Origin of the sequence: Duganella alba, assembly GCF_009674495.1 — a bacterium.
GTDB classification, from domain to species: Bacteria; Pseudomonadota; Gammaproteobacteria; order Burkholderiales; family Burkholderiaceae_D; genus Rugamonas; species Rugamonas alba.
Window position 1 is genome coordinate 22,357 of record NZ_WKJN01000008.1, and the last position, 15,170, is coordinate 37,526.

13 protein-coding genes and 8 tRNA genes are annotated in these 15,170 nt (G+C 62.6%); 17 read left to right on the forward strand and 4 right to left on the reverse strand.

Annotated elements, in window-relative coordinates:
- Window position 1 precedes the first annotated feature (1 nt).
- From GJ695_RS09900 to GJ695_RS09970, 15 genes are all read left to right on the forward strand, one after another.
- Window positions 2–1,117: an alanine racemase gene (locus GJ695_RS09900; RefSeq protein ID WP_154364257.1), complete on the forward strand. Its 1,116-nt coding sequence runs from the start codon at window positions 2–4 to the stop codon at window positions 1,115–1,117.
- A 127-nt stretch (window positions 1,118–1,244) separates the two neighbouring features.
- Window positions 1,245–1,652: a VOC family protein gene (locus GJ695_RS09905; RefSeq protein ID WP_154364259.1), complete on the forward strand. Its 408-nt coding sequence runs from the start codon at window positions 1,245–1,247 to the stop codon at window positions 1,650–1,652.
- Window positions 1,653–1,681: 29 nt separating this feature from the next.
- Window positions 1,682–3,091, forward strand: coding sequence for a glutamate--tRNA ligase (gene gltX, locus GJ695_RS09910; protein ID WP_154364261.1), 1,410 nt, complete (start codon window positions 1,682–1,684; stop codon window positions 3,089–3,091).
- 85 nt (window positions 3,092–3,176) lie between these two features.
- Window positions 3,177–3,252: transfer RNA gene (locus GJ695_RS09915), tRNA-Ala, on the forward strand.
- A gap of 35 nt (window positions 3,253–3,287) precedes the next feature.
- A tRNA-Glu gene (locus GJ695_RS09920) sits at window positions 3,288–3,363 on the forward strand.
- 40 nt (window positions 3,364–3,403) lie between these two features.
- Window positions 3,404–3,479, forward strand: a tRNA-Ala gene (locus GJ695_RS09925).
- Between the two features lie 36 nt (window positions 3,480–3,515).
- A tRNA-Glu gene (locus tag GJ695_RS09930) sits at window positions 3,516–3,591 on the forward strand.
- Window positions 3,592–3,626: 35 nt separating this feature from the next.
- Window positions 3,627–3,702, forward strand: a tRNA-Ala gene (locus GJ695_RS09935).
- 40 nt (window positions 3,703–3,742) lie between these two features.
- Window positions 3,743–3,818: transfer RNA gene (locus tag GJ695_RS09940), tRNA-Glu, on the forward strand.
- A gap of 197 nt (window positions 3,819–4,015) precedes the next feature.
- Window positions 4,016–4,261 carry a hypothetical protein gene (locus GJ695_RS09945; RefSeq protein ID WP_154364263.1) on the forward strand — a complete coding sequence of 82 codons (246 nt, stop codon included), beginning with the start codon at window positions 4,016–4,018 and terminating at the stop codon, window positions 4,259–4,261.
- Between the two features lie 110 nt (window positions 4,262–4,371).
- Window positions 4,372–5,121 (forward strand): FkbM family methyltransferase, encoded by a 750-nt coding sequence (locus GJ695_RS09950; protein ID WP_154364265.1) that lies wholly within the window; start codon window positions 4,372–4,374, stop codon window positions 5,119–5,121.
- Window positions 5,122–5,263: 142 nt separating this feature from the next.
- Window positions 5,264–6,805, forward strand: coding sequence for a methyl-accepting chemotaxis protein (locus tag GJ695_RS09955; RefSeq protein WP_154364267.1), 1,542 nt, complete (start codon window positions 5,264–5,266; stop codon window positions 6,803–6,805).
- A 168-nt stretch (window positions 6,806–6,973) separates the two neighbouring features.
- A complete protein-coding gene (locus GJ695_RS09960; protein WP_154364269.1) occupies window positions 6,974–7,768 on the forward strand; it encodes a hypothetical protein in 795 nt (264 codons plus the stop codon).
- Window positions 7,769–7,884: 116 nt separating this feature from the next.
- Window positions 7,885–7,960, forward strand: a tRNA-Glu gene (locus GJ695_RS09965).
- A 36-nt stretch (window positions 7,961–7,996) separates the two neighbouring features.
- Window positions 7,997–8,072: transfer RNA gene (locus GJ695_RS09970), tRNA-Glu, on the forward strand.
- 45 nt (window positions 8,073–8,117) lie between these two features.
- Here GJ695_RS09970 and GJ695_RS09975 read toward each other — a convergent pair.
- The 3 genes from GJ695_RS09975 to GJ695_RS09985 all read right to left on the reverse strand — a co-directional run bounded on the left by GJ695_RS09975 (window position 8,118) and on the right by GJ695_RS09985 (window position 11,259).
- Window positions 8,118–10,133, reverse strand: a complete 2,016-nt coding sequence (locus GJ695_RS09975; RefSeq protein ID WP_154364281.1) for a S8 family serine peptidase — start codon at window positions 10,131–10,133, stop codon at window positions 8,118–8,120.
- Between the two features lie 10 nt (window positions 10,134–10,143).
- Entirely contained in the window at window positions 10,144–10,446 is a 303-nt protein-coding gene (locus GJ695_RS09980; protein WP_154364282.1) for a hypothetical protein, read from the reverse strand.
- 93 nt (window positions 10,447–10,539) lie between these two features.
- Window positions 10,540–11,259 (reverse strand): hypothetical protein, encoded by a 720-nt coding sequence (locus GJ695_RS09985; protein ID WP_229260609.1) that lies wholly within the window; start codon window positions 11,257–11,259, stop codon window positions 10,540–10,542.
- Window positions 11,260–11,450: 191 nt separating this feature from the next.
- On the opposite strand from GJ695_RS09985, the gene earP reads away from it, so the two are divergent.
- On the forward strand, window positions 11,451–12,581 hold the full coding sequence (earP, locus tag GJ695_RS09990) for an elongation factor P maturation arginine rhamnosyltransferase EarP (RefSeq protein WP_154364283.1): 1,131 nt from the start codon (window positions 11,451–11,453) through the stop codon (window positions 12,579–12,581).
- A 124-nt stretch (window positions 12,582–12,705) separates the two neighbouring features.
- Window positions 12,706–13,281, forward strand: coding sequence for an elongation factor P (locus GJ695_RS09995; RefSeq protein ID WP_154364284.1), 576 nt, complete (start codon window positions 12,706–12,708; stop codon window positions 13,279–13,281).
- 60 nt (window positions 13,282–13,341) lie between these two features.
- On the opposite strand, the gene GJ695_RS10000 is transcribed toward GJ695_RS09995, so the two are convergent.
- Window positions 13,342–15,066 carry a DUF4214 domain-containing protein gene (locus GJ695_RS10000; protein WP_154364285.1) on the reverse strand — a complete coding sequence of 575 codons (1,725 nt, stop codon included), beginning with the start codon at window positions 15,064–15,066 and terminating at the stop codon, window positions 13,342–13,344.
- Window positions 15,067–15,170 lie beyond the last annotated feature (104 nt).

The following is a 15,170-nucleotide window of genomic DNA, read 5'->3' on the forward strand; positions in this document are numbered from 1 at the left end:
CATGCAAAACATCCTGGAAACCCCGGTCCTGTTGTTGGACGAGCGCCGCATGCAGCACAATATCGCGCGCATGCAGAACCGCATGGACAAGCTGGGCGTGTCATTCCGCCCGCACGTCAAGACCAGCAAATGCCTGGAGGTGGTGCGTCGCCAGACCGCCGCCGGCGCGCGCGGCATCACTGTATCGACCTTGAAGGAGGCGGAAGAGTTCTTCCGCGCCGGCGTCGAGGACATTCTGTACGCGGTCGCCATCGTGCCGAACAAGCTGGACCACGCGCTGAAGCTGATCCGCGCCGGACTGCGCCTGACGCTGCTGGTGGAATCGGTGGCGATGGCGCAGCAGGTGGCCCGCCACGGCGCCGAACACGGCGTGTGCTACGAGGTGCTGATTGAAATCGATACCGATGGTCACCGCTCCGGCGTCAAGCCTGCCGATCCGATGCTGCTGGATATCGCCGCCGCACTGCAGGGCGGCGCTCGCCTCAAGGGCGTGATGACGCACGCCGGCGCATCCTACGACCTCAACACGCCGGAAGCGCTGGAAGCGATGGCGGAACAGGAGCGCTCCCGCTGCGTGGCCGCCGCCATGCTGCTGCGCGGCGCGGGCCATGCGTGCGAAGTGGTCAGCGTCGGCTCCACGCCCACCGCCCTGAGCGCGCGCCATCTGGACGGCGTGACCGAGGTGCGCGCCGGCGTCTACGTCTTCTTCGACATGGTGATGGCCGACGTCGGCGTGTGCACGCAGGACGAGATCGCCATCAGCGTGCTGTGTACCGTGATCGGCCACCAGCCGGCGCAAGGCTGGATCATTACCGATGGCGGCTGGATGGCGATGAGCCGCGATCTCGGCCGCCAGGAGCACGGCTACGGCGTGGTGTGCGATGCCGACGGCCAGCCGATTTCCGACCTCGGCTTCGGCAAGGCCAACCAGGAACACGGCGTGCTGCAATGGCGCGGTGACGCGGGCGTGGACATCGTCCAGCGCTTCCCGGTCGGCAGCAGCCTGCGCGTGCTGCCGAATCACGCCTGCGCGAGCGGTGCGCAGCATGGGCAGTACCACGTGATCCCGCAGGATGGCGGCGATTGGCCGGTGTGGCCGCGCTTCAGCGGCTGGTAAAAGCGAGCAATCCGCTGGCGGCGACGTTAAGTCGTTGATGGGAAAGGCTTTTCTGCGGACGGAAAGCGAGTTGAGGGCAGGGCGTCCGGGTCTTATTCTGATGGCTTCACCAACAGGAGTCAGACCCATGAAATTCAACCACCTCAGCTTCCCATCCAGCGACGTCAAGGCCACCGCCAACTTCTTCGTACAGCACCTTGGCTGCGCGCTGGAGTTCATCAGCCCGGCGGCGGCCATGCTCAAGCGCGCCGGTTTCGACATCGTCATCGAGGCCAAGGACCATACCGTGGTCTGGCCGCACAACTTCCACCTCGGCTTCGAACTGCCGACGGTGGACGCGGTCAGCGAGCTGTACCAGCACCTGCTGGCGCAGGGCGTGACCATGAAAACCGGCATGTTCCAGCACGAGCGCGGCTCGCGCTTCTTTTGCGAGGCGCCCGGCGGCCTGCTGTTCGAAATGAACACCCGCGCCGACGCCCACGAGAAGTACCGCGCCAGCTTTGAGCGCCAAGCCCTCGCCGACACTGTAAAATAGCGCTTTTATATCTCAGCTTTTTTACTTCGATGACCAACGCACCAGCCAAGCCAGTCCGCACCCGTTTCGCACCCAGCCCGACCGGCTACCTCCACCTCGGCGGCGCCCGCACGGCGCTGTATTCGTGGGCCTTCGCCCGTCACTTCGGCGGCACCTTCGTGCTGCGTATCGAAGACACCGACCTGGAGCGCTCGACCCCGGAAGCCGTGCAGGCGATTATCGAAGGCATGGCGTGGCTGGGTCTGAATCACGACGAAGGCCCGTTCTACCAGATGCAGCGCATGGACCGCTACCGCGAAGTGGTGGGCCAGATGCTGGAAGCCGGCACCGCTTACCACTGCTACTCGTCGCCGGAAGAAGTGCAGGCGATGCGCGACCGCGCCACCGCCGCCGGCCAGAAGCCGCGTTACGACGGCACCTGGCGTCCGGAACCGGGCAAGACCCTGCCGGCGATTCCGGAAGGCCGCAAGCCGGTGGTCCGCTTCAAGAATCCGCTGGATGGCGAAGTGACCTGGAACGATTTCGTCAAAGGCACGATCACCATCGGCAATAAAGAGCTGGACGACCTGGTCATCGCCCGTACCGACGGCACGCCGACCTATAACTTCTGCGTCGCCATCGACGACCTGGACATGGAAATCAGCCATGTGCTGCGCGGCGACGACCACGTCAACAACACGCCACGCCAGATCAACATCCTGCGCGCCATCGGCGCACCGCTGCCGGAGTACGGCCACCTGCCGATGATACTCGGTTCGGACGGCGCCAAGATGTCCAAGCGCAAGGACGCGGTCAACGTCATGCAATATCCGGCCGAAGGCTATCTGCCGGAAGCCATCCTGAACTACCTGGCGCGCCTGGGCTGGAGCCACGGCGACGAGGAAGTGTTCTCGATGGAGCAGGTGTGCGCATGGTTCGACGGCTCGCACCTGTCGAACTCGGCGGCGCAGTTCAACATCGAAAAACTGAACTGGCTGAACAACCACTATATTAAGCAGGCCGACAACGAGCGCCTGGCCGAACTGGCCAAGCCGCGCATGCTGGCCGCCGGCGCCGTGTTTGATGGCGCACCAGCGCTGTCCACCGTGCTGGGTCTGCTGAAAGAGCGCACCAACACCGTCAACGAACTGGCCGACGCCGCCATGCTGTTCTACCGCGAGCCGCAACCGGACGCCGCGCTGCTGACCCAGCACGTCACCGACGCGGTCAAGCCGGCACTGGCCGACTTTGCCGAGCGCTGCAAAACCGTGGAATGGAACAAGGCCGCGATTGCCGCGATGATCAAGGAAGTGCTGGCGGCCCACGGCCTGAAGATGCCGCAGATCGCCATGCCGCTGCGCCTGTTCATCACCGGTCAACTGCAGACGCCGGCGATTGACGCGGTGCTGGAAATTTTCGGCCGCGACACCGTTGTGGCGCGCCTCGCCAAGTTCCTTTAATTAATTCATTGAAGCAGGGGCAAAGTTGCAAAAGGGTATTTGCATAATACGGCGCCTCTGCTATACTCTTGTCTCTCGCGCAAACGGGGGTATAGCTCAGCTGGGAGAGCGCTTGCATGGCATGCAAGAGGTCAGCGGTTCGATCCCGCTTACCTCCACCAGTTTGCAGAGGTTGTAGTACCGTAGTAGTGCCAAGGTCCCCATCGTCTAGAGGCCTAGGACATCACCCTTTCACGGTGAGTACGGGGGTTCGAATCCCCCTGGGGACGCCAGCTTCGCCAAGGCTGGTAGTAGTAAATAATCTGTGCCAGAGGGGGTATAGCTCAGCTGGGAGAGCGCTTGCATGGCATGCAAGAGGTCAGCGGTTCGATCCCGCTTACCTCCACCACCGCACAGAGGATGAGAGTAGTGCCGTAGTTCCGAGGTCCCCATCGTCTAGAGGCCTAGGACATCACCCTTTCACGGTGAGTACGGGGGTTCGAATCCCCCTGGGGACGCCAGCGATGGCAAAAGTAGTAAATGTTTTCTGCGCCCGGGGGGTATAGCTCAGCTGGGAGAGCGCTTGCATGGCATGCAAGAGGTCAGCGGTTCGATCCCGCTTACCTCCACCAACAGCGCGGAAGGCAATTGTTGTAAAACCGTAGTTCCAAGGTCCCCATCGTCTAGAGGCCTAGGACATCACCCTTTCACGGTGAGTACGGGGGTTCGAATCCCCCTGGGGACGCCAAAAAATGATGAAGCCGCCATGAGCGGCTTTTTTGTTGTCTGCGCTCTTTATTCTCCATCCTCCCAAGCCCAGCATGGTCACGCAACGTGACAAAGTATGCATTTTTTCATCTGGGCAAAATGCTATCCTGAACAACATTCCGATCTGATGCAGGCAAGAGTCGCTATCAGCCGAATTTACAGCACAAAGGAAATCCCATGATTCCACAAGTGAGGTACGAGCGCATTGGGAAGTTCATCTTTGGCGCTTGCATGCATGGTGGGACTATTGTGGACGTTCATCATTGGATGGCGGATGAGCTTGGAGTGGTGCATCCTAAAGAAGGCGATGAGGCGGCTATAGAGAGTTTGCAAGCAGGCTACTTTGCCAAGTTCGTGAGCGATGAGGAATTTTCAGAAAGCCATCAGCGGTTCATGAAAATGATGGAGCAACGCGGAGCGTAGAGTTCACTACAACGATGGTCGTTTTTTCTGAAACCGGCCAGCTTCGGGCGGAATGTATTCTTGTATGCAACTTAATGTAGAATATTACAAAATACTTGAGGCCCATCTCCATGAAAAATCCCAATGCAGTCATCTCTTCGGACTATGGGCCGATCATCATCAACGTCAACGATTCGGTGATTGGTAAGCACATCAGCCAGAATGGATATTGGGCAACCCAAGACATCAATCTGATCAAGACTTTGCTGGAAGCGCAGATCGCCAGGCACGGCACGGTGAGGATGTACGACGTCGGTGCCAACATCGGCACTCACTCGCTGGCACTGGGCAAAAGTCTGGGGGACAAGATTTCGATTCGCGCCTTCGAGGCGCAGCGCCAAGTTTTCAACATGCTGTGCGGTACTATTGCGTTGAATGGTTTGTCAAACGTGTTCTGCCACAACAACGCTGTCGGCGCAGTCGACGACGAAGCGCTGGAAATCGCGCTGTTAGACTACAACACGCCCAACAACTTCGGCGCGCTGGAGCTTGTCCCTCCCAAGCACTCCGACCAGCAGCACGTTTCGCGGTCCACGAAGGAAATCGTCAGGACATTGCGGCTCGACTCGTTCAACGAGAAGGTGGATTTCATCAAAATCGACGTCGAGGGAATGGAAGACAAGGTGTTGATGGGAGCTGAGAAAGCCATTCGTACTCACCGGCCGATACTGTTCATCGAGATCCACAAGACCGACGCGCAGTTTGTGGTCGACTACTTCCGTGGTTTCGGTGACTATATTGGCTTCCTGCGCGGTATTGATCTCATCCTGATCCCGTTCGAGTACCAGTTGCAAGTCCTCAACGCGGAGCGTGTCATCTAGCGGACGCCTCGTAGGGACTGAGGCTTTGCTGTCTGCGTCATAGGGATTTTCGATTTCTTCGATCGTATCCCCCCAAACTTTCCGTTTTGCCCAAGCTCTGCGAGGGCTCATACTTGCGCGCTTTCCATCGAAAGCCGCCGCCATGAAGCTCAGTTTCAAACTCCCTCTTGCCTTTATTTCCGCTCTGCTGGTCGCGCTGGCGGCCGGGCTGGCGGGTATCTACACGCTCAACCATGTGGTGGTGGATTCCGGCAAAGCGGTGCAGGATAGTTTTGCGCGCGAGCGCGTCGTCGGTTACATCGCGGTCGCTTACAAGGTGGAGGTGCTGCACTGGAAAAATACGCTGCTGCGTGCCGCCGACCCGGCTGTGCAACAGCAGCAATGGAATGCTTACCTGGCGGCCGAGGCGGAAGTCGATGGCAAGGCGCGCGCCGTGTTGTCGCAACTGGATGGCGACGCGCGCCAGACCATGGCGCGCTTTGTAGAGCTGCATGCGCAGCAGCGGACGCGCTATGCCGCAGCCCGCGCCATGCTGACCGATGGCGCCGGTAGTGCGGTGGTTGCCGCTGCCGACGCTGCCGTGCGCGGCATTGATGCCGAGCCGGCCAGCTTGCTGGCCGAGGCTATCGGCCAGTTGACCGCATCCAGCGCCGCCATCACCGACGCTGCCACCGCCAGCGGCAAGCGCACGTTCAATCTGACGGCGGTGCTGATGCTGCTGGTGTCGGCCCTCGCGATCGGCGCCAGTCTGGCGTTGAGCCGGTCGATTATCCGCCCGTTGCACGGCGCCCTGGCGGTGGCGCAAGCTATTTCAAGCGGCGATCTGAGCGGTGACAAGCCGGCGTCTCGGCGCGATGAGTTGGGGCAGATGCTCGGCGCGTTGGGCGAGATGACCGCCAGCCTGCACCGGATTGTGTCCGAAGTGCGCGGCGGCACGCAGGCGATCGTGACGGCGTCGGGACAAATCGAGGCCGGCAACGCCGACCTGTCCGCGCGTACCGAGCAGCAGGCCGGTGCGCTGGAAGAAACTGCGGCCTCGATGGAGGAGCTGACCGCCACGGTGCGCCAGAACGCCGACAATGCAAACCAGGCGCGCCAGTTGGCGGCCGGCGCGGCGGAAGTGGCGCAGCGCGGCGGCGAAGCGGTGGCGCAGGTGGTGGCCACCATGGCCGAGATCCGCCAGGCGGGACGTGAGATGGGCGCCATCATTGCGGCGATTGACGGCATCGCGTTCCAGACCAATATTTTGGCCTTGAATGCGGCGGTGGAGGCGGCGCGTGCGGGCGAGCAGGGCCGCGGCTTTGCCGTGGTGGCCGGCGAGGTGCGGACGCTGGCGCAACGCAGCCACGATGCGGCGCGGCAGATCAAGGTGCTGATCGAGGCGTCCGGCGCCCATGTGGAGCAGGGCGGGGCGCTGGTCGACCGGGCCGGCGCCACGATGGGCGACGTGGTGGACAGTGTGCGCCGTGTCAGCGACATCATCGCGGAAATCAGTCATGCCAGCCAGGAGCAGCGGGCCGGCATCGAGCAGGTCAATCAGGCCATCAGCGATATGGATCGCGTGACGCAGCAGAACGCGGCGCTGGTGGAGGAGTCCGCCGCGGCGGCCGGTGCGATGCGCGAGCAGGCGGTCGGCCTCGCGCGCCTGGTCGATGTGTTCCAGCTACAGCGCAAACATTCCTGATTGCGCAGGCGTGACAAAGTACGCATTTTCTGCCCGGACAAGCTGCTATTCTGGACAACATTGCGAATGACTTGAATCCGATGTGTTGACTGCCTTTATTTTCTGTCGGCTTCGAGTGTGGCACTTGGCCTATGTGCTGCGCCCAACTGTTCTGATCGAATCCTGCCGATGACATTCCATTCCTATTGCGTTATTGGACGCGTCCTTGTGGCGGGTTGTCTGTCCTTGCTCGCTGCCCGCAGCGCGCCGGCATTTGCCGCGCCGGAGTCGTTCGCGCTGATGGAGTATTTGTATGGCCGCACCGGCGAGGGGAAGGAAATTCCGCTTGGCTACCTGATGGTTTGCGTCAGGATGTCGGAGGCGGGGATCATGTTCAGCGTGGATATGCCGGACTCCGGCCAGATATTGCAGGTGGAAACTCCGGTCGACGACGATCACAATGGCGTGGCGTCCTTCCACTTCGATGATGACGGATGGGGGAACGCCGGCCGGGGAACCTTTGAGCGGAAGGGGCAGAGCGGCAAGCTGTCGCTCGAACCAACCGGCGCCCGGCCGGACGCCAACAAAAATATCCGAAGAAACTACGGCGAATACGCCCTGTCCGAAGGCGCCTGCATTCATGGCGGCGAGGCAGTGAGGGCGGCGCTGCCGCCACCGACTGTGGTGTCCGTTCATTATCTGGTGCGCGAACGGGCTCCCGCGCATTTGGCCGAGACCGTGGCCTTGCCGGTCGAACGCGTTCTTTCCAGGCTGGCGCGGATTACGCGGCTGGCATCGGCCACCACCAATGGCGTCGTCGACGTGGAGATTCAATTCGAGGGCGAAACGACGGCGCGGGATCTTGCAACCGTGCTCGCCGAAATTGACCAGGTCCATTTCGGCGAGAATGTACAGATCATTTCTCGTGCCGTGGAGCTGCGTCTGGCCCGCATACCGGGCTACAGCGAGGTGGGGAAGCTCTGATCGCGTCACGGCGGCAACGTTGCAGCGCTGCCAAGCTTGCTGTGATTTTCCTGCAAAAACAAGGGTTTGGTATTGCGTTCGCGGAATTTGGCTGCTATGATTCGCGCCTTGGAAATGTCCCCATCGTCTAGAGGCCTAGGACATCACCCTTTCACGGTGAGTACGGGGGTTCGAATCCCCCTGGGGACGCCAAACGACATTTTCAAACGGCCAGTACGGACAGTTTCTGTCCCCATCGTCTAGAGGCCTAGGACATCACCCTTTCACGGTGAGTACGGGGGTTCGAATCCCCCTGGGGACGCCAAATCATGCAAAAAGCCGCCTTGAGCGGCTTTTTGCATTTCCGGCCCTACCACATGATGGGGTTGTACGGCTTGGGCAGCGGGAACTGGCCCACATGCAGCGCTTGCCAGTGCGGGTTGTACAGCATCTGCGCCCGCGCCATATCCAGTCCCAGCGGATCATAGACCACCGGATTGCCGACGATGAGCCCGGCCACCATCGGCGCCATCACGCCGGCCGACTGTGGCGCCACCGGTTGCGGCGGCTGCTGTCCCGGCTGCGTCTGCAGGCCGACCGCCACCAGCACATCCGGCAGGCCGAAACCAATGTGGCTCTGATCAGCCTGGCTGACGCGGTGCGCGCTGGCGCGGATGATCTGGAACAAGCGCTCGACCCGCTCCGGTCCGCGCGTGCTGTATTGCGCCGCCTGGAAGTCCGGATGATGGGCCAGCGTCAGCGCCGCCAGGCCGGTCACGTGCGGGGTCGCCATCGAGGTGCCGTCCCAGGCGGCGAAGTTATTCGGCGGCACGCAGGAGGTGATCGCCACGCCTGGCGCGCACACCGCCACCTGCGGTCCGAAGCAGCTGAACTTGGCGGTGAAGTAGCCGTAGGCGTCGACATTGCTGTCCAGCGTCTGCGCGTGGTAGCTGTCGGCCGGGAATTCATCGAGCTTGCCGATGGCCGCCACTGCCAGCACGTTGGGCGACGAAGCGGGATATTGCACCGCACCGCCGGAATTGCCGGCCGCCACCACGCACGCCACGCCGGCGCGCTTGGCGCGGATGATCTGCTGCTCCAGCGCCTCCGACACTTCGGCGCCGCCCAGCGACAGGTTGACCACGTCGATCTGCTTGTCGATGCAGTACTCGAGCGCGTCGATCAGCTGGCTGACCTGGCCGCCGGGGAACAGCTTGCAGGCGTGGACTTCGGCGTCCGGCGCAAAGCCGCGGATGCCCGAGGCGATGTCGGCCGCCGCGATGACGCCGGCGCAGTGGGTGCCGTGGCCCAGCGTGTCGTGGTCCCAGCTGTCGGGACTGGTCTGCTTGTTGAGCACGTCGAAGCCGGCGCGGATGCCGTGCAGGTTGTCGTGCGAGGTGGCGGCGCCCGAATCGATGATGGCGATCTTCACGCCCTGGCCGCGATAGTTGCCCGGCAGCTGGTCGAGCCGCATCGCTTTCTGGCCCCAGCCGTAGCAGCGCTGGCGCGGGAAGCCGGACAGCGCCGGCCAGTCCGACAGCGCGCGCAGCGCCACCACGTTCGGCTGGTCGTTGCTGATGTCGGGATCGCTCTGGTAGAAGCTCCAGTGATCGGCCTTGGGCTTGACGTACAGGCCGCGCACGGTGTCGGGCGTTTCGCCGAACAGCGACAGCGTGACCTGGCCGTTGGCGTCGGTCACGCCGCTGGCCGGCAGCATGCTGCCGAACAGCGACACTTCGGCGTTGGCCTGCGGCGCGCCGTCCTTGCCGACCACGCTGATGACGGCGTTGAGCACGGGGCCGCCGCCATTGGTGGGCGTCACGCCGGTGACCATGGCCGGCAGCCGCAAGCTCGGGTCCATCAGCGCCAGATGCTGGTCGCGCTCGACCAGCAGCCGGCCCTGGCCTTGCTGGTGCAGCGCGGCGGCTTTCTGCTCGGTCATGCGCGCCACCAGCACGCCCTGGGCGCTGCCGCTGCCGTTGGCCAGTGCGCTCAGCACGGAGCGCGGGCCGACCTTGTCGACCACGTCGATATCGCTGCTGTTGCGCAGCGCCTGCTCCAGCGCGTCGAACGCCAGCGGCTGGAAGCCCAGCGTCTGCAAGCCTTCCGGCGGATTGCGCGGGGCGATGACGAATTGTTTTTTGCGCGCGCTGACATTGCGGCCGGCGCTGCCGGCGTGGCCGTTGCTGTGCGGCGCGGCTTCGCCGTCGGCGCCGCCGGCCAGCGTGTCGGTGGTGCGCGCTTCGGCGCCGCCGGCGCTGCTGCCAGTTGAGCGGCGGCCGCTGCCGGCCATGCTGGTTTCGGCCGGTCCGGCCGTGTCGCCGTCGGTGACGGACGTGGTGAGGTCTGGCGGCGTGCTGCTGCCGCCATTGGGATTCTTGGGCATGATGTTCCTTTCAAAGGGGATCGAACGGGCCGCCGTCGAACATGGACAGCGGCCGGTCCGGCTCTATCGTCAATTGGTGCGTGGGCGTGCCGGTGCTGCGGAAATGCTGGTCCAGCACGCGCGCCTTGTCCGGGCTGATTTCCACCACCGCCGTGTGCGGCCGGTCGCGCGGGCCGATCACATCGACCACGGCGATTTCGGGATCGGTGGAAGCCACCGCCAGGAAGTCGTTGAGCGGCGCGCCGCGCGCGGCGTGGACCAGAAAGCGCGCCTTGTCCGGCATGGCTTGCGTGGCGCTTGAGATTTCAGGCATGAGGAATTCTCCTTAAAGCACAGCGCCCTCCGGCAGCGCAAACCGCCGGAGGGCCGATAGGCGAACGCCCGCGTCCGGGCGCCGCCGCCGCGATCAATGCAGGGTTTGCTGGCCGTACAGCGCGGTGTTGCCTTGCTGTGCCGCCAGTTGCGCCAATTGCGCCAGCTGTGCCTGTTGTGCGTAGGCAGCCGTCACCGGGTCGACGCCGAACGGCAGCATGCCGCCCAGCTGGCCGGCGAAGCCGCCGATGGTGTTGCCCAAGCCGGCGTTACCGAAAGCGCTGCCAATCGCGCCGCCCAGCGGCTGGGCCACGCTCTTGATGATATTGCCGAACCAGCCTTGCGGCGCCAGGCCTTGTTGTTGCAGCTGTTGTAGCTGTTGGAGCTGGGCTTGCTGCGCATAGGCTTGCGTCACCGGATCGGCGGCAAACGGCAGCATGCCGCCCAGGTGGCCGGCGATGCCGCCGATGGTGTTGCCCAGGCCGGCGTTACCGAAGGCGCCGCCAATGGCGCCGCCCAGCGGCTGCGCCACGCTCTTGATGATGTTGCCGAACCAGCCTTGCGGCGCCAGTTGGGCCTGTTGGAGCAGTTGTTGTTGCTGTGCTTGCTGCGCATAGGCAGCGGTGACTGGGTCCACGCCAAACGGCAGCAGTCCGCCGCCAATGCCGCCGGCGGCCGAGCCGATCTGGCGGCCCAGGTTGGCATTGCCGAACAGGCCGCCGATCCCGCGACCGATCAGGCCGCCCAGCGGCGCGCCGATCAGACCGCCCAGGAAGCCTTGCGGGGCCAGGTCGCCGTATTGTTGGGGCATCATTTGTGGTTGTCCATAGTATTGTTGAAACTCGTTCATGACATCTCCTTGTTGTGGTTTCGGTTCGCAGCGGGCCGGTAGGCCGCGCTGGTACGATTGGACTGACAAGGCGCGCGCGAAGTTTTGGTATTCTTGGTGGCCGTCGCGCCTTAATCAGGTATCATCCAGCCCCGACTTTTCTGCCCGTAGACATCATGAAATTCCGCCGCCTGGACCTGTTTTGCCGCGTTGTCGATAACTATGGCGACATCGGTATCTGCTGGCGCCTGGCCAAACAGCTGGTGCGCGAGCACGGCCTGGCCGTCACGCTGTACGTCGACGACCTCGCCAGCTTCAAGCGCATCTGCCCGGCGGTGGACGTGGCGGCCGAACGCCAGCAGGTGGACGGCGTCACCGTGCAGCACTGGCGCGACCAGGACGGCGTCTACACGCCGGCCGACGTGGCCGACATCGTGATCGAATTCTTCGCGGTCGATCTCCCGCCCGGCTATATCGACGCCATGGCGCAGTGCGCGCCGCGCCCGGTGTGGTTCAACCTGGAGGGGCTGACGGCGGAGGAGTGGGTGGAGGGCTGCCACCGCCTGTCGTCGATGCAGCCGCGCGGGCTGACCAAGCATTTCTTCTTCCCTGGCTTCACCGATAAAACCGGCGGCCTGCTGCGCGAGGCGGAGCTGGCGCAGCAGCGCCTGCAATTCGAGCCGGCCGCTTTCCTGCATCAGCTGGGGCTGACGCCGGCGGAGATCGCCGCCACCAAGGTATCGCTGTTCTGCTATCCGCACGCACCGGTGCCGGCCTTGTTTGACGCCTGGCAGCACGGCGACGCGCCGATCGCCTGCCTGGTGCCGGAAGGTGTGGCGGCCGACGCCGTACGCGCCTTCATTGGCGGCGACGGCAGGGCAGGGACGGTGGCCACGCACGGCGCGCTGACGCTGCGCGTGCTGCCTTTCGTGCCGCAGCCGGATTACGACAAGCTGCTGTGGGCCTGCGACCTGAACTTCGTGCGCGGCGAGGATTCCTTCGTGCGCGCGCAGTGGGCCGGCAAGCCCTTCATCTGGCACATCTACCCGCAGGACGAAAAACTGCACCACAAGAAGCTGCGTGCCTTTTTGCAGCGTTACGCGGGGGAGTTGCCGCACCTGGCCGATTTCTCGCTGCGCTGGAACGGCGCCGACGATGGCGCAGCCGGCGACTGGCGCGCGCTGTGGGCGGCGCTGGCGGCGGAAAGCGCCGCCGCGACCGCCCGTGCTGAGGCATGGCAACAACAGATGCTGGGGCACGGCGATTTGGCCGGCAATCTGCTGTCGTTTGCGGCCACGCTGAGATAGGCGCTGCCGGAAAAACAATGTACAATGCCGGGTTAATCTCTATGACGCATTTTTTACCCGATCAAGCGTAAGCCTGCGTGGCGACGATGATCTTTACGCAACCACCTTATTAAGTAGAATCGCTATGAAACCTGCAAAAGAAATTCGTGTTGGCAATATCATCATGGTTGACAGTAAGCCATTCATCGTACTGCGCTCCGACGTCAACGGTTCGAGCCGCACGGGCTTCACCTACAAATGGAAGATGAAAAATCTTCTGACCAACAGCCCACTGGAAAACGTCTTCCGTGGCGACGACAAGTTCGACGTCGTGGTTCTGGACAAGAAGCCAGTGACCTACTCGTACTTCGCCGACCCGCTGTACGTGTTCATGGACGCTGACTACGAACAGTACGAAATCGAAGAAGAAAACCTGGGCGACGCGCTGAACTACCTGAAAGACGGCATGGAATGCGAAGCCGTGTTCTACGATGGCAAGGCAATCTCGGTGGAGCTGCCAACCACCATCCAGCGTCAGATCGTGTACTCGGAGCCTGCAGTCAAGGGCAACACTTCGGGCAACGTCCTGAAGGAAGCGCGTATCGAAAACGCCATCGAATCGAAACAATTCACCGTTCAAGTGCCACTGTTCGTGAGCCAGGACGACGTGATCGAGATCGACACCCGCACCAACGAATACAAGAAAATCGTCCGTAACTAAGTCGATTTCCTTTTAGAAAAGCACGCCCGCGCAAGCCGGCGTGCTTTTTTTCGTTCAGCGTCAGGCGGTATAGGGCGTGTAGCTGACGCCGTTGGTCATCACGCCGACCAGCGCCGCCTGGTTTTCAGCGCTTTCCGCAAACGAGGCCAGCACCTGCGACTGGCTGCCGGGATTATGGTCGAGGATGTCCTTCCAGTAGGCGAAGCCCTTGTCATCGCCCGCGCGATGCAGCACGTTGTGGTACAGGCTGTCGACCAGCGCCGCGCTGCCGGGCGCCGCGCCATACAGTTTCTGGGCTTCCTGCGACTGTAAAAACCCCTTGGCGACCTGTTCCAGCGAAGCGCCGTTATCCATCTGCTTGATCCAGTAGCCGAGGCCGGCCTGGTCCGGCGCCCGGTTGAACGCCGCCTGATAGATGCGGTAGGCCTGGCCGGCCACGCCGCTGATGTCCAGCGCCACCTCGACATCGCTGAAGTGCAGGCGTTCGATGCCGGTCAAGGTGTCGGTGCCGTCGACGCCGGCTTTGTCCGCGACCGTCACCACGCCGTTGTCCTTGACGGTGATGGTGTAGTTGCTGCGGTTGCCGTGGTAGATGGCGGTATCGAGGCCGGCGCCGCCGGTCAGGGTGTCGTTGCCGGCGGTGCTGGTCAGGCTCGGTTTGCCGAAATCGCTGCTGACCGTGGCCAGCAGGATGCGCGATTCATGCGTGTCTGCCGTGGTGCCCAGATAACTCAGCTTATGTCCATCGCTGCTGAGCGCGAAGGCGTTGATGGTATTGGCAGCCACCTGCATGATTGCGCCGCTGTTCAGATCTTTTAAATACAGGCCTGGTCCGCCGGCACTGGCGATGGATGCCGTAAAAGCCACATAGCGGCCGTCGGCCGAGATGGCGACGTCGCCAACGGACTGGATATCCCCATATTGCTGGCCGCTGCTGTTGACGGACGCGCGCACCACCTGGCCGGTCTGCAAATCCTTGCGGAAGACATCGACCAGGCCGTTGGTATCGTTGCTGACGAGATTGCTGGCGCTGCTGGCGTACACCACATAGCGGCCATCGTCCGACACCGCCAGATTGTGGCGGCCGTTGTCGCCCGATCCGCTGAGATAGCCATTGCCTTGCTGGCCGGCCGAGTTGGTGGTGACCAGCGTCAGGGCGCCGTTCAGCAGATTCTTGGCGTAGATTTGGCTACCATTGTTAAAGACAACGAGGTGACCGTCGGCGGAAAGTTCGGGGCTGTTGCTGCTTGCCGTCAATTGCGTGCCATTGCTGTTGGTCGAGGCATTGACCAGGCCGCCGGTCTGCAGGTTCCTGACGAAGATGTCTTGTACGCCGTTGCGGTCTGGCGTGCCGGTCAGATCCGTGGCGTCACTGGCGAAGGCGACGTAGCGACCATCACCGGAGAGGGCGACGTGGGTATTGACGCCGTTGTCCGGACGACCTGCCGGGTTCAGCGACACCGTGGTGCGCACGCCGTTGCTTATATTGGTTACCGCAGTGTCGACACGGTCCCCCTCAAGCAAGGTGTAGGCTGCTTGCTGGCCATCGTCGCTGACTTCGGGATACCAACTGGCGCCATATTGCGACGTCTTGTGCGACACCTGGATGGTGGCGCCGGTTTGCAGATCGACCCGAAACAGGTCTTCGTCATAAAAGCGCGGATCGTCGCGGCCGACATCCCAGCCGGTTGTGTAGAACACGTAATTGCCGTTGCCGGAAATGGTCGCGCCCACATCGTGTCCCCGAAGTTTGCCGGCGATGGTGGTAATGGTAATCAGAGACATGATGGAGACGACGGGCGTCCATAGTTGCTAGAAGAATACATTATATATTTGCAATTGTCGTTCAGTTGAAAATATTTCTGGTTTTTCATTAATTTTTGTGGTGG

What these genes read in the sequence shown, in the direction of transcription:
- GJ695_RS09900 (WP_154364257.1), top strand. Translation starts at nt 2, where the DNA reads ATGCAAAACATCCTGGAAACCCCGGTCCTGTTGTTGGACGAGCGCCGC.
- GJ695_RS09905 (WP_154364259.1), top strand. Translation starts at nt 1,245, where the DNA reads ATGAAATTCAACCACCTCAGCTTCCCATCCAGCGACGTCAAGGCCACC.
- gltX (WP_154364261.1), top strand. Translation starts at nt 1,682, where the DNA reads ATGACCAACGCACCAGCCAAGCCAGTCCGCACCCGTTTCGCACCCAGC.
- GJ695_RS09945 (WP_154364263.1), top strand. Translation starts at nt 4,016, where the DNA reads ATGATTCCACAAGTGAGGTACGAGCGCATTGGGAAGTTCATCTTTGGC.
- GJ695_RS09950 (WP_154364265.1), top strand. Translation starts at nt 4,372, where the DNA reads ATGAAAAATCCCAATGCAGTCATCTCTTCGGACTATGGGCCGATCATC.
- GJ695_RS09955 (WP_154364267.1), top strand. Translation starts at nt 5,264, where the DNA reads ATGAAGCTCAGTTTCAAACTCCCTCTTGCCTTTATTTCCGCTCTGCTG.
- GJ695_RS09960 (WP_154364269.1), top strand. Translation starts at nt 6,974, where the DNA reads ATGACATTCCATTCCTATTGCGTTATTGGACGCGTCCTTGTGGCGGGT.
- GJ695_RS09975 (WP_154364281.1), bottom strand. Translation starts at nt 10,133, where the DNA reads ATGCCCAAGAATCCCAATGGCGGCAGCAGCACGCCGCCAGACCTCACC.
- GJ695_RS09980 (WP_154364282.1), bottom strand. Translation starts at nt 10,446, where the DNA reads ATGCCTGAAATCTCAAGCGCCACGCAAGCCATGCCGGACAAGGCGCGC.
- GJ695_RS09985 (WP_229260609.1), bottom strand. Translation starts at nt 11,259, where the DNA reads ATGATGCCCCAACAATACGGCGACCTGGCCCCGCAAGGCTTCCTGGGC.
- earP (WP_154364283.1), top strand. Translation starts at nt 11,451, where the DNA reads ATGAAATTCCGCCGCCTGGACCTGTTTTGCCGCGTTGTCGATAACTAT.
- GJ695_RS09995 (WP_154364284.1), top strand. Translation starts at nt 12,706, where the DNA reads ATGAAACCTGCAAAAGAAATTCGTGTTGGCAATATCATCATGGTTGAC.
- GJ695_RS10000 (WP_154364285.1), bottom strand. Translation starts at nt 15,066, where the DNA reads ATGTCTCTGATTACCATTACCACCATCGCCGGCAAACTTCGGGGACAC.